This window comes from Nocardioides pacificus, assembly GCF_054775955.1.
Genome location: NZ_BAAHCI010000004.1, coordinates 1 through 20,572, shown reverse-complemented (window position 1 = coordinate 20,572; position 20,572 = coordinate 1). Strand labels below are relative to the sequence as shown.

General features: G+C 71.9%; 20 protein-coding genes. 12 read left to right on the top strand and 8 right to left on the bottom strand.

The genetic code is table 11. The features are described 5' to 3' along the window. Positions 1-103 precede the first annotated feature (103 nt). The gene (locus ACYU7L_RS01225) at positions 104-1,342 is read left to right on the top strand and encodes a benzoate/H(+) symporter BenE family transporter (RefSeq protein ID WP_460793364.1); all 1,239 of its coding nucleotides are present in this window, start codon (positions 104-106) and stop codon (positions 1,340-1,342) included. On the opposite strand, the gene ACYU7L_RS01220 is transcribed toward ACYU7L_RS01225, so the two are convergent. Together ACYU7L_RS01220 and ACYU7L_RS01215 are read right to left on the bottom strand one after the other, a co-directional pair. Further along, entirely contained in the window at positions 1,288-1,815 is a 528-nt protein-coding gene (locus ACYU7L_RS01220) for a hypothetical protein (protein WP_460793363.1), read from the bottom strand. The two genes, ACYU7L_RS01225 and ACYU7L_RS01220, sit on opposite strands and share 55 nt — an antisense overlap. A gap of 63 nt (positions 1,816-1,878) precedes the next feature. Continuing rightward, positions 1,879-2,088 carry a hypothetical protein gene (locus ACYU7L_RS01215; RefSeq protein ID WP_460793362.1) on the bottom strand — a complete coding sequence of 70 codons (210 nt, stop codon included), beginning with the start codon at positions 2,086-2,088 and terminating at the stop codon, positions 1,879-1,881. 58 nt (positions 2,089-2,146) lie between these two features. Here ACYU7L_RS01215 and ACYU7L_RS01210 point away from each other — a divergent pair, with 58 nt between their 5' ends. Continuing rightward, on the top strand, positions 2,147-2,593 hold the full coding sequence (locus tag ACYU7L_RS01210; protein ID WP_460793361.1) for a hypothetical protein: 447 nt from the start codon (positions 2,147-2,149) through the stop codon (positions 2,591-2,593). A 10-nt stretch (positions 2,594-2,603) separates the two neighbouring features. Here the strand turns inward: ACYU7L_RS01210 and ACYU7L_RS01205 are convergent, their stop codons facing one another. After that, complete coding sequence (locus ACYU7L_RS01205) at positions 2,604-3,326, bottom strand: pentapeptide repeat-containing protein (RefSeq protein WP_460793360.1); 723 nt, start codon at positions 3,324-3,326, stop codon at positions 2,604-2,606. Positions 3,327-3,436: 110 nt separating this feature from the next. Here ACYU7L_RS01205 and ACYU7L_RS01200 point away from each other — a divergent pair, with 110 nt between their 5' ends. Genes ACYU7L_RS01200 through ACYU7L_RS01190 form a run of 3 tightly spaced genes read left to right on the top strand, consistent with a single transcriptional unit; the run spans position 3,437 to position 6,074 of the window. Beyond that, positions 3,437-4,285, top strand: a complete 849-nt coding sequence (locus tag ACYU7L_RS01200; RefSeq protein ID WP_460793359.1) for an aldo/keto reductase — start codon at positions 3,437-3,439, stop codon at positions 4,283-4,285. Continuing rightward, a complete protein-coding gene (locus ACYU7L_RS01195; RefSeq protein WP_460793358.1) occupies positions 4,282-5,337 on the top strand; it encodes an alanine racemase in 1,056 nt (351 codons plus the stop codon). Before ACYU7L_RS01200 ends, ACYU7L_RS01195 begins: the two co-directional genes overlap by 4 nt. Positions 5,338-5,366: 29 nt before the next feature. Next, the gene (locus ACYU7L_RS01190) at positions 5,367-6,074 is read left to right on the top strand and encodes a peptidylprolyl isomerase (protein ID WP_460793357.1); all 708 of its coding nucleotides are present in this window, start codon (positions 5,367-5,369) and stop codon (positions 6,072-6,074) included. 3 nt (positions 6,075-6,077) lie between these two features. On the opposite strand, the gene ACYU7L_RS01185 is transcribed toward ACYU7L_RS01190, so the two are convergent. Both ACYU7L_RS01185 and ACYU7L_RS01180 read right to left on the bottom strand, forming a co-directional pair. Beyond that, on the bottom strand, positions 6,078-6,968 hold the full coding sequence (locus tag ACYU7L_RS01185) for an SDR family NAD(P)-dependent oxidoreductase (protein WP_460793356.1): 891 nt from the start codon (positions 6,966-6,968) through the stop codon (positions 6,078-6,080). Next, positions 6,968-7,429 (bottom strand): OsmC family protein, encoded by a 462-nt coding sequence (locus tag ACYU7L_RS01180; protein WP_460793355.1) that lies wholly within the window; start codon positions 7,427-7,429, stop codon positions 6,968-6,970. The genes ACYU7L_RS01185 and ACYU7L_RS01180 overlap by 1 nt, the downstream gene beginning before the upstream one ends. 120 nt (positions 7,430-7,549) lie before the next feature. On the opposite strand from ACYU7L_RS01180, the gene ACYU7L_RS01175 reads away from it, so the two are divergent. Continuing rightward, positions 7,550-7,834, top strand: coding sequence for a Fe-S cluster assembly protein HesB (locus ACYU7L_RS01175; RefSeq protein ID WP_460793354.1), 285 nt, complete (start codon positions 7,550-7,552; stop codon positions 7,832-7,834). 381 nt (positions 7,835-8,215) lie between these two features. Then, positions 8,216-10,351 carry a DEAD/DEAH box helicase gene (locus tag ACYU7L_RS01170; protein WP_460793353.1) on the top strand — a complete coding sequence of 712 codons (2,136 nt, stop codon included), beginning with the start codon at positions 8,216-8,218 and terminating at the stop codon, positions 10,349-10,351. A gap of 273 nt (positions 10,352-10,624) precedes the next feature. On the opposite strand, the gene ACYU7L_RS01165 is transcribed toward ACYU7L_RS01170, so the two are convergent. Both ACYU7L_RS01165 and ACYU7L_RS01160 read right to left on the bottom strand, forming a co-directional pair. Further along, complete coding sequence (locus ACYU7L_RS01165) at positions 10,625-11,782, bottom strand: cation:proton antiporter (RefSeq protein WP_460793352.1); 1,158 nt, start codon at positions 11,780-11,782, stop codon at positions 10,625-10,627. A 6-nt stretch (positions 11,783-11,788) separates the two neighbouring features. Beyond that, entirely contained in the window at positions 11,789-12,268 is a 480-nt protein-coding gene (locus ACYU7L_RS01160) for a cation:proton antiporter regulatory subunit (protein ID WP_460793351.1), read from the bottom strand. 32 nt (positions 12,269-12,300) lie between these two features. On the opposite strand from ACYU7L_RS01160, the gene pepN reads away from it, so the two are divergent. Beyond that, a complete protein-coding gene (gene pepN, locus ACYU7L_RS01155; RefSeq protein ID WP_460793350.1) occupies positions 12,301-14,763 on the top strand; it encodes an aminopeptidase N in 2,463 nt (820 codons plus the stop codon). 4 nt (positions 14,764-14,767) lie between these two features. Next, entirely contained in the window at positions 14,768-15,619 is an 852-nt protein-coding gene (locus ACYU7L_RS01150) for a formate dehydrogenase accessory sulfurtransferase FdhD (protein ID WP_460793349.1), read from the top strand. Positions 15,620-15,622: 3 nt separating this feature from the next. Here the strand turns inward: ACYU7L_RS01150 and ACYU7L_RS01145 are convergent, their stop codons facing one another. Continuing rightward, positions 15,623-15,778 carry a hypothetical protein gene (locus ACYU7L_RS01145; RefSeq protein WP_460793348.1) on the bottom strand — a complete coding sequence of 52 codons (156 nt, stop codon included), beginning with the start codon at positions 15,776-15,778 and terminating at the stop codon, positions 15,623-15,625. A 102-nt stretch (positions 15,779-15,880) separates the two neighbouring features. Between ACYU7L_RS01145 and ACYU7L_RS01140 the strand changes: the two genes are divergently transcribed. The 3 genes from ACYU7L_RS01140 (at position 15,881) to ACYU7L_RS01130 (ending at position 20,492) form a co-directional block, all read left to right on the top strand. Beyond that, on the top strand, positions 15,881-17,056 hold the full coding sequence (locus tag ACYU7L_RS01140) for an exonuclease SbcCD subunit D (RefSeq protein WP_460793347.1): 1,176 nt from the start codon (positions 15,881-15,883) through the stop codon (positions 17,054-17,056). Next, a complete protein-coding gene (locus tag ACYU7L_RS01135; protein ID WP_460793346.1) occupies positions 17,053-20,052 on the top strand; it encodes an AAA family ATPase in 3,000 nt (999 codons plus the stop codon). The genes ACYU7L_RS01140 and ACYU7L_RS01135 overlap by 4 nt, the downstream gene beginning before the upstream one ends. 125 nt (positions 20,053-20,177) lie before the next feature. Next, the gene (locus ACYU7L_RS01130; protein WP_460793345.1) at positions 20,178-20,492 is read left to right on the top strand and encodes a DUF6318 family protein; all 315 of its coding nucleotides are present in this window, start codon (positions 20,178-20,180) and stop codon (positions 20,490-20,492) included. Positions 20,493-20,572 lie beyond the last annotated feature (80 nt).

Here is a 20,572-nt window from a genome sequence, read left to right as displayed (position 1 = left end):
AGCCTGGCGGCGCACGTTGAACGGCGAACGGCCTCCCGACGAACCGAGCGGAGACAGCGGCGCACGGATGGGTGGCCCTCTGCCAGGCCCTAGAGTCCTGCGGGTGCCTCGCACCCCTACCTCCAGCGTCGCCGGCCCCGGCACCGGTCATGCGGTGCTCGCGGGCGTCGTGTGCGCGCTCGTCGGCTTCACCAGCTCCTTCGCGGTGGTCCTCACCGGCCTGCGGGCCGTGGGTGCCACGACCGAGCAGGCGGCCTCGGGCCTGCTCGTGCTCTGTCTCACGATGGGAGCGGGCTGCATCCTCTTCTCCTGGCGGCTGCGGATGCCGATCACCATGGCCTGGTCGACCCCCGGCGCGGCGCTGCTCACCGGGGCCGCCCTCCCCCACGGTGGCTTCGGCGCCGCCGTGAGCGCCTTCCTGCTCTGCGGGGTGCTGCTCGCGGCGTGCGGTCTGATCCCCCTGCTCGGTCGGCTCGTGGCCGCGATACCCCTGCCCCTGGCCAACGCCATGCTGGCGGGCGTGCTGCTCTCGCTGTGCGCCGCGCCGGTGCGCGCCGTCGTCGAGGACCCGCTGGCGATCACGCCCGTCATCGCCACCTGGCTGCTGCTCACGGTGGTCGCCCGGCGGTGGGCCGTGCCCGGGGCTCTGCTCGCAGCCGTGGCGGTGATGCTCCTCGACGGGTCCTTCACCGCGGTGGACACTGCCGCGGCGGTTCCGATCCTGGTCGTCGTCACGCCGGCGTGGGACGCGGGCGCCCTCCTGGCGCTCGCCGTACCGCTCTTCATCGTCACGATGACGAGCCAGAACATCCCGGGGATGGCGGTGCTCGCGTCCTTCGGCTATCGCCCCCGCATGCGCGAGCCGCTGCTCTACACCGGCGCCGCCAGCGCGGTCGGCGCGGTGGCCGGTGGCCACGCGATCAACCTGGCTGCCATCTCCGCCGCACTGGCAGCGGGGCCGGACGCCCACCCGGACCGCGAGCGGCGGTGGGTGGCCGGGGTCGCGTGTGGCTGCTCCTACCTGGCCCTCGGGCCCCTGTCAGCTCTGGTGACGAGCGTCGCGGAGGCGGCCCCCCACGGGCTCGTCGAGACCATCGCGGGCCTGGCCCTGCTCGGGACCCTCGCCGGAGCCTCGGCCCAGGCCTTCGCGGCCGAGGGGACGCGCGAGCCGGCAGCCGTCGCCCTGGTCGTTGCGGCCTCGGGAGTCACCGTGGCCGGCATCGGCTCGGCATTCTGGGGCCTCGTCGCGGGCCTCGTGCTGCTGGTGGCGCTGCGGCGGCCATCCGCTCAGGCGCGGAACCAGGTCTGCTCGTCCTCCCCCGCGACCGCTCGGCGCTCGTAGACGGCGCCTGCACGCTCCTCGCTGGGGATGTCCTGCTTGCCCGCAGCCTTCACGACACGGTCCAGGAACTGGGTCCACATCGGGCTCCCCGGGGCTCCGGACGACTCACGGATCGACGTGAGCACCACCTCGGTGCCTCCGGATCCCGGCACGGCCTCGACGACCAGGTCGTCCGATCGCGCGAAGTCCACGAGCCACACCCCGGGGCCCCTGCGCTGGTAGGTCCGCCTGCTGTCCACGACCCCATCGACCAACGCCAGCGCGGACCCGTGGTCGGCTCTCAGCACCACAGAACGGCCCAGAGCATCCAGCGCGGCGGGGAGGTTGTTGGCCTTGGCCCTCTCCGCGATGCCCTTGCCCCACTCGTCCCCCTTGGCCCGGGCACGACGGGCAAGCCGCCGCCGGTTCTTCTCCAGCCACCACACGCCGGCGAGGAGGAACAGCATCAAGAGGAAGTACCAGGTCCCGGTCACCCGTCGACCCTAGGGGCGAACGGGCGACCGGGACCGAGGTCGTGGCGGGGTCTCACGCCACGGTCAGCCGAGCACCTCCCGCGCAGTGACCGCGCCGTGCTTCTCCTCGATCGCGTCGGCGAGCTTCCTCACGTCGGCGTCCTCGACCTCGACGCCGACCTCGCCGAACCCCTTGCGCAGCTCGTCCTCGACGACGCGCTCCTCGGCGCCGTCCTGCCAGGAGCTGACGCGGTCGACTACGGCCTGGATCGCTTCCCACTTCTCATCAGTCATGCCGGCGCAGTACCCACCTCGACGTTTCGAGAACCGGGTCGTTGGCAACAGAGCCGCCATGGACTCACCCACCCCCGCCCACCAGCGCCCCGAGGGCGTCAGCGACGCCACCGTCTCCGCGCTCGGCAAGCTCTCCAAGGCCCTCGAGACCGTCGAGGACGCCCGCGGCCACCTCTATGCCTTCCACCGGCTGCACGGCACGGCCGACCTCACCCTCGGCGAGGCCGTCGAGGAGCTGCGCGAGGCGGGCCACGCCGACCTGGCCGACCGGGTGGAGCACGAGCTGGTGGGCCGCAACCTGCTCGAGGGGCGGTGGAGCTTCCAGATCATCGAGGAGTACGCCGAGACCTACTACGAGCCCTTCAAGTCGCTCGAGAAGCAGGCGCGAGACACGCTCGTCGAGGGGCGCGAGCACCTCTACGAGGCCGAGATGAAGGAGGAACGGCGCTCGCCCGGGCACCCGGCGCACACCGCTCGGCCGGCGACGGGCCCTCAGTCGAGCTGACGCTTCCCACTCACCAGTGAGAAGGGCGAGCCAGTGCGCTCGGGAGCGTGGTCGCGCCGTCACCACGCGCCGCGTTGACCTGGCTCTGCGAGAGGAACAGCGCGCGCTCCAGATGCGCGCCTCGGAGATCGGCGTCGCGGAGATCGGCGCCCAGGAGGTCAGCAAGCTCCAGGTCGACGCCCCGCAGATCCGCGGCGATCAACCTGACGCCGCGCAGGTCGGCTCGCCGCAGATCCGTGCCGCGCAGATCGGCACCGACGCGGTCGGCACCGCGCCACGTGGGCCCGGGGCTCGCCTCTCCTCGCGCTTGCCCTGCCACGCGGTCGAGGAGGGCGCCCACGCGCGCTCGGTGGACACCCGGGTCCACGCCCAGGAGGGCCCCTCCCGTCTGCGCCGCGTCACGTCGTACGGCGTCGAGCACGGTGGTCAGGTCGGCCCGGAGCTCCGCGTCGGGCCCCATGCCCAGGGCCTGCTCCAGGTGCCACAGCACCTCGTGGAGCTGCCGGAGCACCGCGAACGCCCCGGCCATCTCCTCGCGCGGCTGTCCGGCGCAGGTGTCGTTGACGACGCGCTGGCCGGCGCCGAAGCAGTCGAACACCGTGCAGCCGGGGAAGCCGCGCGGGCGCAGCTCGTCGTGGATCGTGCAGCCGTCGTCGTCACCGAGGTGGCGACACGTCTCCCCCGCCGCCTTGTCGAAGGCGAAGTCCGCCGATCGTGAGAACGGCAGCACCACGCAGCACAGCCCCACGCATCGGCTGCAGTCGGCACGGAGCTCGGGGAATGTGACGGGAGAGGCAGGGGACACGGCCCCCATCATCGCCCCTGCTGGCTAGGTTGTCTGACATGGAGACCGAGATCCAGATCCCGTCCTATCCCCTGCACGACGGCACCAGCATCCCCGCCATCGGGTTCGGCACCTATCCACTGAAAGGCGACGAGGCGATCGCCGCCGTGCACAGCGCGGTCGAGACCGGCTACCGGCTCATCGACACGGCAGTGAACTACGGCAACGAGCGCGAGGTCGGAGAGGGCATCCGCCGCTCCGGCATCCCCCGCGACGAGATCCAGGTGACCAGCAAGCTGCCCGGGCGCCACCACGCCTACGCCGACGCGATCGCGAGCGTGCGCGAGTCGGTCGAGCAGCTGGGGCTCGGCCACATCGACCTGCAGCTCATCCACTGGCCCAACCCGAGCGTCGGCCGCTTCCCGGAGGCCTGGCGAGCCCTGGTCGCCCTGCGCGAGGAGGGGGTGGTCCGCTCGATCGGCGTCTCGAACTTCAGCGGGGCCCACCTCGAGCAGATCATCGACGACTCCGGAGTGGTGCCGGTGGTCAACCAGATCGAGCTGCACCCGCGCTTCCCACAGGCGCAGATGCGCCACGAGCACCAGCGGCTCGGCATCAGGACGGAGTCGTGGAGCCCGCTGGGCAAGCGCGAGGCGCCGCTCGAGGAGCCCGTCGTCACCGGCCCCGCCGAGAAGTACGGCGTCACGCCCGCCCAGGTCATCCTGCGCTGGCAGGTCCAGCTCGGCGCCATCCCGATCCCCAAGTCCGCCACGCCCGCCCGTCAGCGGGAGAACCTCGACATCTTCGGGTTCGCCCTCACCGACGACGAGGTCGCCGCGATCACCGGGCTCGGTCGCGCCAACGGGCGGCTCTTCGGCGGCGACCCCGAGATCCACGAGGAGCAGTGACCCCGGCGACGCCCTACCTGGCCGTCGACCTCCCCCGTCTGCGCAGCAACATCGAGCGTACGGCGCAGCGCGCGGCCGCCGCGGGGGTCGAGCTGAGGCCGCACGTCAAGACGCACAAGTGCCTGGAGATCGGACGGCTCCAGCTCGCGGCGGGCGCCCAGGCCATCACCGTGGCCACGATCGGCGAGGCGGAGGTGTTCGCGTCGCACGGCTTCGACGACGTGCTCATCGCCTTCCCGCTCTGGGCGGACGAGACGAGCGCACGACGGCTGCGCGACCTGCTCGACCGCACGCGGCTGAGTGTGGGCGTCGACTCCGTGGAGGGTGCGGCCAACCTCGGCCGGCACCTGGGCGGCACCGCCCTGCGGGTCCTGGTCGAGGTGGACAGCGGGCACCACCGCACCGGCGCTGCCCCAGACCTCGCCGGCGAGGTGGCCCTGATCGCTCGACGCGCAGGACTGCACGTCGACGGGGTGTTCACCTTCCCGGGGCACAGCTATGCGCCCGGTGCCCTAGCCGGCTCGGCGTCCGACGAGGCGGCGGCGCTGCGGACGGCCGCTCAGGCTCTGCACGCGGCCGGCATCGAGCCGAGCGTCGTGAGCGGAGGATCGACGCCCAGCCTCACCCACTCCGACACCGACCTGCTCACCGAGCTGCGCCCCGGGGTCTACGTGTTCGGCGACGCCCAGCAGTGGGAGCTCGGGGCGATGCCGCCCGAGGACATCGCGCTCACCTGCCGCACGACCGTGATCAGCCACGCCGGGGGCCGGATGGTCGTGGACGCCGGCAGCAAGGCGCTGGGCGCCGACCGCGCGCCGTACGCCTCCGGGTTCGGGCGGATGCTCACCCACCCGGACGCGCGGGTCGTGCTGCTCTCGGAGCACCACGCCGTCGTCGACCTCGCCGGCGCCGCCCTGCCACCGCTGGGCACCGTCGTCGAGCTGGTGCCCAACCACGCCTGCAACGCCGTCAACCTGGCCGATCAGCTCCACGTCGTCGACTCGACCGGTCCGGCCATCTGGCAGGTGGCCGCGCGAGGCCTCAACTCCTGACCCGTCGTCGCCTCCCCTACGATCGCCGCATGCTCCGACGACTTGCAGCGATCCCGACCGCCGTCCTGATGCTCTCCGTCCTCGCCGCCTGTGGTGACGACGACGCCGACGAGGCGACCGACCCCAGCACGAGCGAGTCCTCCTCGTCCACGCCCGCGGGGGACGACGCTCCGCCCGCGGCCGCCGGCTCCTGCGAGTACGTCGACGCCGGTGACGCCGCCAAGGACGTCGAGATGCCTCCGGCCGAGCCCACGGTCACCGGCGAGGTCCCGGTCACCATCAGCACCGGGCTGGGCGACATCACCGCCACCCTCGACGCCGACGGCGCCCCCTGCACGGTCAACTCGTTCGTCTCGCTGGCCGAGCAGAACTACTTCGCCGACACCGAGTGCCACCGGCTGGTGACCGAGGGGATCTACGTCCTGCAGTGCGGCGACCCGACCGCCTCCGGCATGGGTGGCCCCGGCTACACCATCCCCGACGAGCTCACCGGCCAGGAGGACTACTCCGCCGGCGCGCTGGCGATGGCCAAGACCCAGCTCCCCGACTCGGGCGGCTCGCAGTTCTTCATCGTCTACGAGGACTCCAACTCCGGTCTGGCCAAGGACTACACGCTCTTCGGCCGGCTCGACGAGAAGAGCACACAGCTGGTCGCCGACGTCGCCGCGGCGGGCAACGCCGACGACGGGATCGCACCCAAGACCGCCGTGGAGATCAGCGGCGTCACCATCAAGTAGCCGTCACGGGGCCGTCGACAGGCACTCGGTCCCCGTCAGCGACTCCGATCTCGCCCACACCTGTCGGGCGAGATCGGGGTCGCTGGCCGTTCGGCTGCGGCCCACCTGGGTGGGCCACCCGTTCATCTCGCGCGCCCGGTGCGGCCCGATGAAGCTGTTGCCGGGCACGTCCATGGTCGCCGCGAACAGCGGCGAGAGAGCACCCTGCGCCGGTGACATCCCCAGCAGGCTGTTGCCGACCTTGGCCAGGGCGGTGAAGGCCCGCGACCCGGTCTGGCCCTGGATCCCGGTCGCGCTGTAGCCCGGGTGCGCCGCCACCGCGCGCAGCGTCGAGCCCGTTGCGGTCAGCCGCCGCTGGAGCTCGGCGACGAAGAACAGGTTGCAGAGCTTGGACTGCGCGTAGGCGCCGTAGCGGTGATAGGGCCGCTGCCCCCAGTTGAGGTCGGCGACGTCCAGGTGGCCCGAGCGGTGCGCGGCCGACGAGATCGCGACCACCCGGTCACGCAGTCGCGGGAGCAACAGGCTGGTCAGCAAGAAGTGGCCCAGGTGGTTGGTCGCGAGCTGGAGCTCCAGCCCCGCGGCGGTGCGGGTGAGCGGCATGCCCATCACCCCGGCGTTGTTGATGAGCACGTCGACCGCACCGGTGTCGCCGGCGAACTCGTGGACGTCGGCCAGGTCGGAGACATCGAGGCGGCGGATCACGATGTTGCCGGGCATGTCGCGCGACAGCTCCCGCGCCTTGTCCGGTGAGCGCACGGCCATGGTCACGTGGGCGCCCGCCGCCGCAAGCCGGCGTGTGCACTCCAGCCCGAGGGCACCGGTGGCCCCGGTGATGACGATGTGCCGCCCGTCCTGGCGCGGCATCCGGTCCGCGGACCAGCGGGGTCCGGCCATCAGCCGCGGGAGGCCGGCGGCGCGGCCGGGCCCGCGTCGTACTCGACGGGAGCGCCGACGGCGACGGTGCGCCCGACGGTGCAGAGCCGGTCGCGGGTCTGCTCGATCGCCCGCGGCAGCATCGCGCGCGCCCGGTCGCCGGCCTCGCCCTCGGGGAACACCAGGTCGAAGCTGACCCGGACGCCGTCGAGGCGGTTGCCCTGCTCGTCGCGGATCTTGTCGCCCTCGGCGTGCACGGCGAACGCGACCGGCTGCGCGCGGCGGGAGGTGATCAGGTCGACGTCGATCGCGCTGCACCCGGCCACCGCCGCGAGGAGCAGCTCGACGGGCGTGAAGTCGGGATCGGCGCCCGACCCGATGGGGAGCACACCGCCGCGGTCGTTGGTCGCGCGGTAGCGGCCGTCGCCGATGCGGGTCAGGTCGATGCTGCGCCTGGTCCTGGGCAGGGTCTCGTCGCTCATGGCGACAGCCTGCCAGAGACCTCTGTCACACCGACACGCCCGGGATCCGGCCCGACTTGAGTGGGCTCCGTGCCCGCGCAAGGGTGGGTGGCGTCTCTGCAAGCTATCGGAAGGTGGAGCATGCTCACCCTCACCGAGAACGCCAGCACGATCGTCAAGGACATCACCGCCCAGCAGGGCCTCGCCGACAGCGCGGGCCTGCGGATCACCAGCGAGGACACCCCCGAGGCGTCGTTCGCCGTCACGGCGGCTCCTCAGCCCGAGCCCGGGGACCAGATCGTGGAGGCGGATGGAGCATCCGTCTACCTCGACGCTCCGTCGGCCGAGCAGCTCGCCGACAAGGTGCTCGACGCCCGCGTCGACGAGGAGGGCCGCGTCGAGTTCGCCATCGGCATCCAGGGCTGACCGACAGCCTCCTCAGCATCTTCCCGACGTCCCTCGTCACGAGGGTCTGGCCTCGCGGTCCGGCTCTCGCGGCGGGGGACGTCGGCGTTCGTCCACCGGTCGACTCCGCCGGCGTCCCGGCATGGGGTTAGCATGGTCTTGCCATCGTGCGGCGCTCGCCGTGCCTGGTGACCCGGCCACCACCAGGTGGTCGTAGGTTCCCTGGGGTGGACGGACCGTCGGGGTCCGTCTCCTCGATCTCTCGCAGATCCGTGGGACCGCGTGGCGTCTCGGAGTGGGTCTCGACCCACGTCGTACGACGTCCCATCTCCCCGGCCGTGTGCGCGAGCGGGTGCAAGACCCCGTGGCGGCGCTCAGGCCGGGTATCCGGAGGAGGAGTCTGTGGCTCGACGAGGCCAGCGCCAGCAGGGCGCTCGCCGTAGCGCCCCCCGCGACCAGCGTCGTGCCCGCGCGCACGACAACGAGGGCGTGATCCCGGTGCTCGCTCGCGCCGTGCGCGACATCGAGGGTGCCGTGCAGCGGGGGGCCGTGATGCCGTCCACGCGCACCAAGTTCCAGGTCGTCGCCCTCCTGGTGCGCCAGGAGCGCGAGCGCATCAAGAGCGATGCGGAGAGCACGGAGGCGCAGCGCGCCGAGCAGCTCAAGCGCCTCGACGGCATCGCGACGATCCTCGCGACGACCGCGGTGCGCGACACCTCGCTGCTCACGCTGCTCGACGAGAACGCGACGGTGTCCGACGCGGCCAAGGTGCTCAAGCGGGAGATGCTGGAGGCCGCCGGCCTCGAGGTCCCGGTCGAGGAGGCCGCTCCCCCGCCCGCCGCGAACGGCGCCGGACGCCCGGAGCGCCAGGTCGTCCCCCAGTCGGTGATCTCGCGCCAGCTCGCCAACCCGTTCCTCGTCCCCGACTTCTCGGCCGCTCCCCCGCGTCCCCAGCGTCAGCGGCTGCTGGCCGACTGGGAGCTGCTGGGTCCCCTCTTCCGCTCCTTCGAGTACGGCGGGGGCCGGGCGCGCGCCTGCATGCCGCTGCCGGAGCCGACGACCGTCAAGGTCCCCGGCGACCTCGAGCTGATGCCCCACCAGGCGCAGCTCGTCGGGGCCGCCGCTGCCGGCCACCGCACCTTCCTCCTCGCCGACGAGCCCGGTCTGGGCAAGACCGCCCAGGCGCTGCTCGCGGCGCAGGCCGCCGAGGCCTACCCGCTGCTGGTCGTCGTGCCCAACGTCGTCAAGACCAACTGGGCGCGTGAGGCGCACCTGTGGACGCCGAACCGTCCGGCGACGGTGATCCACGGGGACGGCGAGACGATCGACGGCTTCGCCGACATCGTGATCGTTAACTACGAGGTCCTCGACCGCCATGTCGGCTGGCTCGGCGACCTCGGGTTCCGCGGCATGGTGGTCGACGAGGCGCACTTCATCAAGAACAAGACCTCGCAGCGCTCGCAGCACGTGCTGCAGCTCTCCGAGCGGATCCGCAAGCGCATCGCCCACCCGCTGCTGATGGCCCTCACCGGCACCCCGCTGATCAACGACATCGAGGACTTCCGAGCGATCTGGCAGTTCCTCGGCTGGATCGACGACAAGAAGCCGCTGCCCGAGCTCATGGACAAGCTCGAGGAGGCCGGCCTCACCCCGGCCGACCCTGGCTTCTACGCCGCGGCCCGCAACAGCGTGGTCGACATGGGCATCGTCCGGCGCCGCAAGATCGACGTCGCCGCCGACATCCCGGCCCGCCGCGTCGCCGACCTCCCCGTGGAGCTCGACGACGAGGTCGGCCGCTCCATCCGCGAGGCCGAGCGCGAGCTCGCCCGCCGGCTGGTCGAGCGCTACGACGGCGCGCTGGAGCGTCGTACGTCGGGAGCGGTGGTGGACGGGATCGACCGCGAGCTCGTCCGCCGCGTCGCGACCTGGGAGCGCGAGGACACGGCCGCCACGAAGACCGACGAGAACGTCTTCTCGATGATGCGCCGCATCGGCCAGGCCAAGGCCGGCCTCGCCGCCGACTACGCCGCTCAGCTGGCGCGCAGCGTCGGCAAGGTGGTCTTCTTCGCCAAGCACGTCGACGTGATGGACCACGCGGAGGAGACCTTCGCCAAGCGCGGGATCAAGTACTCGTCCATCCGCGGCGACCAGACCACAGCGCGCCGTCAGAAGAACATCGATGCCTTCGTCAACGACCCGTCGGTCTCGATCGTGGTCTGCTCGCTGGCCGCGGCCGGAGTCGGCCTCAACCTGCAGGTCGCCTCCAACATGGTGCTCGCCGAGCTCTCCTGGACCGACGCCGAGCAGACCCAGGCCATCGACCGGATCCACCGCATCGGGCAGGAGGAGCCGGTCACCGCCTGGCGGATCATCGCCGCCCAGACGATCGACACCAAGATCGCCGAGCTCATCGACAGCAAGGCCGGCCTCGCCGCTCGCGCCCTCGAGGGCTCCGACGAGGAGCTCCCCTCCTCCGCCGACGTCCAGCTCGAGGCCCTGGTCGCCATGCTCACCGAGGCGCTGGAGACGCGGGGCTGAGCCGGCTCCCAGGCGTCTCACGGGTCACACGCGCCTCTCGATTCACGAGTTAACGTGTGAAACGGTCACTTCCCACATGAAGGTTCACGTGGGAAGTGACCGTTTCGTGTGGGAAGTACGGCGCGGCGAGCCCCGCCGTACGTCGCGCAGTCACCGCCGCCGTACGCCTCTCCCCCGTTGCGCCGGCGACCCGTCGATGCCGCCGCGACACGCCGCCGCAATGGTCGAGTGAGTGACGGGTCGGCTGGGTTGGTGGCCCTCACGCTGGCGACGTCACACCTGTTGAGACCAGGTCCGTGGCGACTCCGTGAGGTGATCGGCATACCTCGCCAGCAAGGGGCCGACGACGGCGAGCAGCACCACGTAGCACGATGCCAGCGGGCCGATCTCGGTGTAGCCGGCGGTCACCGCCAGCTCCGCGATGACGATCGAGAACTCCCCCCGCGCGATCAGCGCGGTCCCCGCCCGGGCGCGTCCCTTGGTGCCCACGTGATCGCGGCGAGCGGCGTAGACACCGGTCAGGACCTTGGTCGACGCGCTCACCACGGCCAGGGCCAGGGCGGCCGGCAGGAAGGGCACGACCTCGTGCAGCGAGGTGGCCAGACCGAACGAGAGGAAGAACAGCGCGGCGAAGAGGTCGCGCAGGGGCCGCAGCACGTCGCGTGCACGCTCGGCCGTGCCCGGCGGGATCGCCAGCCCCACGAGGAACGCCCCGACGGCGGCCGAGGCGTCCACCATGTAGGTCAGCCCGGCCACGACCAGCATCAGCCCGAGGACGCGCAGCAGGACCTGCTCGTCGTTCTCGTGGCCCAGCGCGCGGCCCAGGTGATGTCCGAGGTGACGGCTGGCGAGCAGGACCAGCAACACGACGCCGAGCGCGCCGGCGACGGCGACGACCGCGGCCAGGGCGGTCCCGCCCGACAGCACCACCACCAGCAGAGGCAGGAAGACCGCCATCAGGATGTCCTCGAGCACGAGGATCGACAGCACCGCCGGGGTCTCGCGGAAGCCGGTGCGCTTGAGGTCGCTCAGCAGCCGCGCCACGATCCCCGACGACGAGATCCACGTGACGCCGGCGAGCGCGAGGCAGGCCTGCCAGTCATAGCCCAGCAGCAGGCCGGCCACGAAGCCGACCGGTGCGTTCAGCACCAGGTCGACCAGCCCGGAGGGAGTGTGCCGCTTCATCGACGCCGCGAACTCCTCGGCGGAGAACTGCAGGCCGAGCATCAGCAGGAGGATCAGCACGCCCAGCTCGCCGGCGACCTCGATGAACTCGCTGGACGCGCCAAGGCCGTGGATGCCGCCCTCGCCGAGCATCAGGCCGGCGAGCAGGAAGAACGGGATCGCCGAGAGGCCGAGCCGCCCTGCGACGCTCCCCAGGAGCCCGAGGATCAGCAGGATGACCCCGAGCTCGAGGAAGAAGGACTCCACGCGCGCCTAACCGAGGAGGATGTGGCGGACGGCGTCGATCGCGTCCCGGGTGCCGATCACCACCAAGGAATCACCGGCGCGGAGTCGCTCGTCGGGGCCGGGCGAGGTGAGGACACCGTCGCCGCGGACGATCGCGACGATCGACGCGCCCGTCTGCGTGCGGCAGCGGGTGTCGCCCAACGATGCACCGTCGTACGGCGAGCGGGCCGGCAGGTCGACGGTGGCCGAGACCAGGCCGGGGATCTCACGCGTCAGGTCGGCGAACTTCTCCACGATCCGCGGCGCGCCCAACAGACCGGCGAGGGTCTCGGCCTCGTCGCGCGTGAGCGAGAGCAGCGTCTCGGCGGCGTCCGGGTCGCGTCGCTCGTAGCGCAGCAGGTCGAAGGCCCCGTCCCGGCGCGCCACGACTCCCGTGCGCACGCCGTTCACCGTCTCGAACTCGTAGACGACTCCCACGCCGGGGAGCAGGATCTCGGTCACGTCCATGGCGTCAGTGTGCCCCACCTAGGCTTGGCCGGGTGACGAACCCTTTCCACAGCCTCCAGCACACCGAGGCACAGGCCCGCGCGCAGCTGCTCACCGTCGAGGACTACGACGTACGCCTGGACCTGGCCGCCGACGACGCGACGTTCGGATCGGTCACGACCATCCGCTTCGAGAGCACCGGCGGAGCCACCTTCCTCGACCTCAAGCCCCTGCGGGTCAACGAGATCCGCCTGAACGGCCAGCTCGTCGACGCCGACACCCTGAAGCGCGGCCGGGTCCCCCTCGAGACGGTCCCCGGGCGCAACGAGATCGTCGTCGACGCCGTGATGCGCTTCCGCAACGACGGGGAGGGGCTGCACCGCAGCGTCGACCCGGCCGACGGGAAGCACTACGTCTACGGCATGTCCTTCATGGACGCGGCGCCCAGCATCTTCGCGTGCTTCGACCAGCCCGACCTGAAGGCGCCCTACACCTTCCACGTGCAGGCGCCGACCGACTGGATCGTGGTGGGCAACGCCCCGGGTGAGCAGGTGGAGGCCGGTGTCTGGGAGTTCCAGCAGACCCAGCCGCTCTCGACGTACTTCGTCACGCTGGTCGCCGGGCCCTACCACCTGATCCGCGACGAGCACGACGGCATTCCCCTGGGCCTCTCCGCCCGCGCGTCGATCGCGAAGGACCTCGACGCCGACGCCGACGAGCTGCTCACGATGACCAAGCAGTGCTTCGACGAGTTCCACCGGCTATTCGGGATCCGCTACCCGTTCGGCGACTACCACCAGGCGTTCGTGCCGGAGTTCAACGCCGGCGCGATGGAGAACCCGGGCTGCGTGACCTTCCGCGACCCGCTGATCTTCAGCTCGCGGGTGACGCGCGGGGTGCGCATCCAGCGCGCGACGACGGTCGCCCACGAGATGGCACACCAGTGGTTCGGCAACATCGTCACGCCGCAGTGGTGGGACGACCTGTGGCTCAACGAGTCCTTCGCGGAGTACATGGGCAACCGGGTCACCGCCGACGTCACCGAGTACGACGACGCCTGGACCCACAACGCCTACGCCCGACGCCAGTGGGGCCTGACCGCCGACCAGCGGCCGAGCACCCACCCCGTGGCCGGCAACGGAGCCGTCGACGCCACCGCGGCGCTGCAGGACTTCGACGGCATCTCCTACGCCAAGGGCTCGGCGATCCTCAAGCAGCTCAACGCCCGCATGGGCGACGAGGTGTTCCTCGCCGGCGCGATCGACCACTTCACCCGCCACCGGTTCGGCAACGCCACCATGCACGACCTCTTCGCCAGCTGGGAGCGCGCCGGGGCGCAGGACCTCACGGCGTTCACCGACAACTGGCTGCGGACGGCCGGGCCAGACACGATCGTGCTCGACCGCGCGGCCGGCGTGCTGCGCCGCACTCCCCCGGCCGACCACCCGGCCGACCGCGAGCACACGTTCGGCGTGGCGCTCGCACAGCCGGGCGGCGAGTGGAGCAGCACCCGGGTCACGGTCGCCGCGGCCGAGACGCCGTACGACGCTCCCGCGGGGGCCGCCGTCGTGCTGGACCCCTTCGAGGACACCTGGGCCCTGGTCCAACCGGACGCCGAGACCGTGCAGGCGCTCGCCTCCCTCCTCCCCACCACCCAGGACCAGCTGCTGCGTGCCGGCATCTGGAACGGCGTGCGCAGCGCCTTCCACAACGCCGCGATCAGCCCCGAGCGGGTGCTCGACCTGCTCGAGGCGGCGATCCCGGTCGAGACCAACGACGACGCGACCGGCTACACGCTGCCCTGGGCGATCGGCAAGGTGGCCCCCCTCTCGAGCGATCCGCTGCGAGCGCTCGAGCGGATCCACGGCGCGTGCCGGTCCCTGCTCGGTCGCGCCCCGGCCTCCTCCACGCTCCAGCTGTCGGCGTTCCAGTCGGCGGTGTCCTCCTCCCGTGATGCCGCGCAGCTGCGCGGTTGGCTCGGGGGACGTGACCTGCCCGAGCGCCTGGAGGTCGACCTCGACCTGCGATGGCGCATCCTCGTCCGGCTCGCGGTCATCGGGGACACCGATCGCGCCGAGCTCGACGCCCGCCTCGCCGACGAGCCGACCGCACGCTCCCGCGTCGAGCACACCCGCGCGATCGCCTCGCTGCCGGACGCGGAGGCCAAGGCGTGGGCCTGGCGCCGCTTCACCGGCGAGGACGACGTGCCCAACTACGAGCTCGAGGCCGCGGGCGAGGGGATGTGGCAGGTCGGTCAGGAGCACCTGACGCAGGAGTACGTCGAGCGCTACTTCGCCGAGCTGCCGGCCACCGTCCGCGTGCGCAGCGGATGGAGTCTCGCCGACGGGGCGCAGGCCTTCTTCCCGATGACGGCGGTGGACGAGGTGACCCTGGCCCGCGCGCACACCCTGGCGGACTCCGCGGACCTGGACCTGAGCCTGCGCCGCCGGGTGGTCGACATGGCCGACGAGCTGGCGCGGCGGCTCGCCGTGCGCAGGACGTTCGGGCAGGTGTGACGTCGTGACGGCCGGTCTGAGCGGTGGGGTGGGCAGGGCACGGCGGCCGGGACCGACGGTGCGCACCCGGGTCCACGAGCTCACGGTGGACGGCGAGCGGCGCCACGAGGACCGGCTGGTCACCGAGGAGCCGCTCGAGATCCGCCTCGCGTGGCCGGGGCGCCCGGCCGAGCGCGTGTGGGTGACCATGCGCACGCCGGGGCACGACTTCGAGCTCGCGGCCGGCTACCTGCTGCACGAGGGGGTGGCGGGTCCGGGTCATGTGCACACCGTGGCCTACTGCACCGACAGCGACCTCGACCCCGAGGAGGAGTTCAACGTCGTCACGGTCACCCTCACCGCTCCCCCGGCCACCGACCCGGCCCATCGTCATGGGGCGATGAGCGCCGGATCCTCGGCCTGCGGCGTGTGCGGCAAGGACAGCATCTCCGAGGTCCTCGACGTGCCGCGGCCGGCGCCGTGGACGGGCGAGCTGCCCTCGGCTGACGTTGTACGACGCCTTCCGGCGCGGCTGCGCGCCTCCCAGCCGGTCTTCGAGCGCACCGGCGGGGTGCATGCTGCCGGTCTGTTCACCGCCGAGGGCGAGACGCTCGTCGTCCGCGAGGACGTGGGTCGCCACAACGCCGTTGACAAGGTCACGGGGGCGCGGGTGCTCGCCGGTGCGGCCCCGGCGGCCGCCTGCCTCGTGGTGAGCGGTCGGGCCGGGTTCGAGCTGGTCCAGAAGGCGGTGGCAGCGGGAGTCGGCTCGCTGGTGGCCGTGGGGGCGCCGACGAGCCTGTCCGTGCGACTGGCGAAGGAGTCCGGGCTGGCGCTCTTCGGTTTCACCACCGAGGAGCGGTGCGTGCGCTACTGCTGAGCCTCACCCTCCGCCGTTGTCCCCGCCCAGTGACCCGGGCTGGTTGTCCCGCACCGTCCCGTCACAGGCAGGGTCGATGCAACGATGCTCGGTGGTCGGATCGGCACCGGGTGGCAGCGCCACCGGGCCTCCGCAGCGGGGGCACGTGAGCTCATCCATGTCCCCACGCTAGCCCCCACGTCAGCCCTTTGTGACCAGCACGAGGGCCCTCGAACGGCGTGGGCTCCCCGGACTGTCGGTGGCCTCTTCTACGGTCTTCGTGTGCGCATCCTTCACACCTCCGACTGGCATCTCGGGCGTTCCTTCCACCGCGAGGGCATGCTCGGCCACCAGGCTGCGTACATCGACCACCTGCTCGCCGTCGTCGAGGGTGAGCAGGTCGACCTCGTCGTCGTCTCCGGCGACATCTACGACCGGGCTCTGCCGCCGGTGGACGCCGTCCAGCTGGCGGACGAGACGTTCGCGCGCCTCGCCGCCTCCCGAGCCAAGGTCGTGGTGACGAGCGGCAACCACGACTCGGCGCGCCGCCTGGGGTTCAACTCCCGGCTGATCGACGCGGCCGGCGTCTTCATCCGCACCGACGCGACCACCGTCGGAGAGCCCGTTCTCCTCGACGACGAGCACGGCTCTGTCGCGGTCTACGGGCTTCCCTACCTCGATCCCGACGCCGTCCGCGAGCCCTGGGAGCTGTCCTCACGCTCGCACGAGGCGGCGATCGGCGAGGCCCTGCGGCGCGTACGGCAAGACCTCTCGGGTCGGCGAGACACCAGGTCGGTCGTCATGGCGCACGCGTTCGTGGCCGGCGCCGAGCCGAGCGACTCCGAGCGCGACATCAGCGTCGGCGGCGTCTCGATGGTGCCCACCTCGTTCTTCAACGGGATCGACTACACCGCACTCGGTCACCTGCACGGGAGGCACACGCTGACCGAGTCCGTGCGCTACAGCGGCTCGCCGCTCGCCTACTCCTTCTCGGAGGCGTCGCACCGCAAGGGCTCGTGGCTGGTCGAGCTGGGCCGCGACGGGCTCGGGGCCACGGAGTTCGTGGAGGCGCCCGTCCCGCGGCCGCTGGCGCGGATCCGCGGTGACCTCGAGTCGCTCCTGGCGGATCCGGCCCTGGCGGAGCACGAGGGCTCGTGGGTGCAGGCGACGCTCACCGACGACGTCCGCCCGCTACAGGCCATGGAGCGGCTGCAGCGCCGGTTCCCCCACACGCTCGTCCTCGGGTTCGAGCCGGCCGGCGGCAGCGCCGCATCGGTGGCGGCCGCCGCCATCCGGGGGAAGTCCGACCACCAGATCGCGCTCGACTTCGTGCGCGAGCTGCGCGGCGCCGAGGCCTCCGCGGCCGAGTCGGCGCTGCTGCTCGACGCCTGCGACAGCTGCTGCGACGACCGCGACCTCGACGTCAGCGTGCCGCCGGCCTCAGGAGGCGGGCGATGAGGCTCCACCAGCTGGAGATCAGCGCGTTCGGACCGTTCGCCGACACCGTCGAGGTCGACTTCGACGAGCTGTCGGAGTCCGGGCTCTTCCTGCTTGCCGGCCCCACCGGCGCCGGCAAGACCAGCATCCTCGACGCGGTCTGCTTTGCGCTCTACGGCGACGTGCCGGGCGATCGCAGCGCCGCCAGGCGCCTGCGCTGCGACACCGCCCCCGAGGGCGCCGCGCCCCGGGTCGTGCTCGACTGCACGCTCGGCGACCGGCGGTTCCGGATCACCCGCTCCCCCGCCTGGGAGCGTCCGAAGAAGCGCGGGACCGGGACCACGACCGAGCAGGCCAAGGTCCTGGTGGAGGAGCACCAGGGCTCGCAGTGGGTGCACCTGTCGAGCCGCAACGACGAGGCCGGACACCTGGTGACCCACCTGCTCGGCATGAACATGTCGCAGTTCACGCAGGTCGCGATGTTGCCGCAGGGGCAGTTCCAGGCGTTCCTGCGCTCCCGGTCGGAGGACCGGCAGAAGCTCCTGCAGAAGCTCTTCCGCACCGACCGCTTCGCCGACATCGAGCGTTGGCTGCGCGATCGTCGCATCGAGCTGCGCAAGGGCTGCGAGAGCCACCGGGCCGAGGTCGTGGCGATCCTCGGTCGGATCAGCGAGTCAGCGGACGAGCCGATGCCGGACGAGTGGGACGACGCGCTCGAGCAGGCGACCGAGGAGGGCGTGGTCTCGGCATGGGCCGAGGAGCTGCTCGACGGGGCGGAAGCGGGACACCGCGAGCTGATGGAGGCGATGGGCGCCGCCGTTCCCGCCGAGCGGGCGGCGCGCGAGGCCCTCGAGGAGGGTCGTCGGATCGTCGAGCGACGCGGACGGCATGCTCGCGCTCTGGCGGTGCTCGAGGACCTTGACGCCCGGGCTGACACGGCGCAGGAGGGGCGTGAACGGCTCGGTCGCGCGCGGCGGGCCGCTCCGGTGCGGCCGCTGATCGGCCTGGCCACCCAGGCAGTCGCTGGTCGCCAGCGCGCCGCCTCTGCGGCAGAGCATGCTCGCAGCGAGTCGGCCGCGCTGCTCGGCGCGTTCGACGTCGACGCTGCGGCGATCGAGGGGGCCTGCGAGCGAGCTCGCGATCGACTCGCTGATGCTCGCGCGCTGGCTCCGCGGGAGACCGAGCTCCGACAGGCACGGTCCGAGCTCGCCGCCGCCTCTGCCCGCGTGGAGTCCCTCGAGGCCGACGAGCGCGACGTCTTGCTCCTGGTGGAGCAGCTCCCGGCGCGCGTGGAGCAGACACGGGCCGACCTCAGCGCGGCGGTGGCCGCGGAGTCACGGATCGCGGCGCTGGAGTCCCAGCGCGCAGATCTCATCAAGCGCCGCGAGGGCTGCGTCCTGGTGGCGCGGCTGGAGCCGGCGATAGAGGGCGCCGAGTCGGCGCTGCGCGAGGCGGTCGACCACACCCAGGCGCTGCGCGAGCGCTGGCTGTCCTTGCGTGAGGCTCGGCTCGAGGGCATGGCCGCCGAGATCGCCGGGCAGCTGGCCAGCGGTGCGTGCTGCCCCGTGTGTGGCTCCGACGAGCACCCGCACAAGGCCGTCCCCGCCAGTGGCGCCCCCAGTGAGCGCGACGAGAAGCAGGCCCGCCGGGCGCACGAGGATGCCGAGATCACCCGGGTCGCTCATGAGCAGCAGGTGCGCGACCTGCACACCCAGCTCGCCGGCGCACGTGCTGCTGCCGGGGACGCGCCGCAGTCCGAGGTCGAGGCCCAGCTCGAGGAGGTTGTCGCGGTGCTGGAGGAGTGCCGCGACACGGCAGCCCGGGTCGCGCACCTCGAGGCCGAGGCAGCTCGACTCGACGCGGAGTGCACGACCGCGCGAGACCGCGCGTCCTCGCTCGGCAACGAGCTGTCGGCCCTGCGCTCCACCCGGCTCTCACTCGAGCGCGAGGTCGACCGGATCTCACGCGAGCTCGCGGCTGCGGTCGCGGGCACTGGGCACACCTCCCTGTCCGAAGTGGTGGCAGAGTTCCAGGCGGCGAACGACGTGCTGACCGATGCGCTGCGCAAGATGCAGGAGCTCGACCAGGCGGAGACCCGAGTGGTGGAGACACAGGAGTCGCTGGTCGCCTGCGCGACCGAGCACGGCTTCGACGATGTCGACTCCGCGGAGCAGGCGCTGCTCGGTCAGGCGGAGTGCGACGCACTGCAGCGCTCCTTGGACGCCTACGACCAGGAGAGGGCCCGGGTCCTCGCCCAGCTCACGGACCCGGAGCTGGTCGAGGCCGCGGAGGCCGACGAGCCCGACCTTGCGGGGCTCACGACGGCTCATGCCGAGCTCGCCGCGTCGCTGTCCGCCCTGCACAGCCACGCCGGGGTGCGCGAGGCGCGGGTACGCCGGCTGCGCACGCTCGTCGAGGAGCTAGGCGCCGCTCTCGCCACGTGGGCGCCGGCGCGCGCGTCGTACGTCGTGGCGGAGGGGGTGGCCTCCTTCGTCGAGGGCAAGTCGGCCGACAACCGTCTGAAGATGAGGCTGTCGGCCTACGTCCTCTCCTACCGCCTGGGGCAGGTGGTGGCGGCGGCCAACGTGCGACTGGCGACGATGTCGGACCAGCGCTATGCCCTCGAGCACACGCACCACAAGGGGGCCGGTGAGACCCGCGGCGGACTCAGCCTGATCGTCCGCGACGCCTGGTCCGGCGAGCAGCGCGACCCGGTGACGCTGTCGGGCGGTGAGACGTTCGTAGTGTCGCTCGCCCTCGCCCTGGGCCTCGCAGATGTCGTCACCCAGGAGGCCGGCGGCGCAGACCTGGGGACGCTCTTCGTGGACGAGGGCTTCGGCTCCCTCGACCCCGAGACGCTCGACGACGTGATGGACACCCTCGACGAGCTCCGCGACGGCGGCCGCGTCGTCGGCGTGGTCAGCCACGTCTCCGAGATGCGCGCCCGGATCCCAGTCCAGCTCCAGGTCGACAAGAGTCGCAGCGGTTCCAGCGTCCGGTTGATGCGATCAGCCTGAGGGCATTTCTTGCCGGCCCGTTGTCCACAGGCGGGGAACTGGGACTGTCGCGCCCGCGTCTGACTTCACTAACGTAGCCCTGCGCCGACTCCTCCTCGGCGGCTCTCGGACAGTGAGGACCCGACGTGAAACTGCGCCACCGCCCCGCTATCGCTCTGCTGTGCCTGCCGCTGCTGCTCACAGGCTGCAGCGAGGATTACGAGGAGCCTGAGGCGAAGCCGCCGGCTACGTCGGCTGCGGTGACTACGCCTAGTGGGACGGCATCGGCTGAGGCTTGGGAGGAGAAGAGCGAAACCGGTGCACAATCCTTCGCTCGACACTGGGTTGACGCGTTCAACGAGGCGAAGCGGACCGGAAACACAGGATCACTCAGGAGCATGAGCTCGGCTGGCTGCGAAACCTGCACAAACTACGCCGGGGACTGCTGCACGGATAGGTGACATCTGATCTGTGGTGCCGAGAGGTGCTGCTGGAAGGATGTGCACTGTGCCGAAGCCGTACCCCAAGGAGTTCCGCGACG

What these genes read in the sequence shown, in the direction of transcription:
- ACYU7L_RS01215 (WP_460793362.1), bottom strand. Translation starts at nt 2,088, where the DNA reads ATGACTGATGAGAAGTGGGAAGCGATCCAGGCCGTAGTCGACCGCGTC.
- ACYU7L_RS01210 (WP_460793361.1), top strand. Translation starts at nt 2,147, where the DNA reads ATGGACTCACCCACCCCCGCCCACCAGCGCCCCGAGGGCGTCAGCGAC.
- ACYU7L_RS01200 (WP_460793359.1), top strand. Translation starts at nt 3,437, where the DNA reads ATGGAGACCGAGATCCAGATCCCGTCCTATCCCCTGCACGACGGCACC.
- ACYU7L_RS01190 (WP_460793357.1), top strand. Translation starts at nt 5,367, where the DNA reads ATGCTCCGACGACTTGCAGCGATCCCGACCGCCGTCCTGATGCTCTCC.
- ACYU7L_RS01185 (WP_460793356.1), bottom strand. Translation starts at nt 6,968, where the DNA reads ATGGCCGGACCCCGCTGGTCCGCGGACCGGATGCCGCGCCAGGACGGG.
- ACYU7L_RS01180 (WP_460793355.1), bottom strand. Translation starts at nt 7,429, where the DNA reads ATGAGCGACGAGACCCTGCCCAGGACCAGGCGCAGCATCGACCTGACC.
- ACYU7L_RS01175 (WP_460793354.1), top strand. Translation starts at nt 7,550, where the DNA reads ATGCTCACCCTCACCGAGAACGCCAGCACGATCGTCAAGGACATCACC.
- ACYU7L_RS01160 (WP_460793351.1), bottom strand. Translation starts at nt 12,268, where the DNA reads ATGGACGTGACCGAGATCCTGCTCCCCGGCGTGGGAGTCGTCTACGAG.
- ACYU7L_RS01145 (WP_460793348.1), bottom strand. Translation starts at nt 15,778, where the DNA reads ATGGATGAGCTCACGTGCCCCCGCTGCGGAGGCCCGGTGGCGCTGCCA.
- ACYU7L_RS01135 (WP_460793346.1), top strand. Translation starts at nt 17,053, where the DNA reads ATGAGGCTCCACCAGCTGGAGATCAGCGCGTTCGGACCGTTCGCCGAC.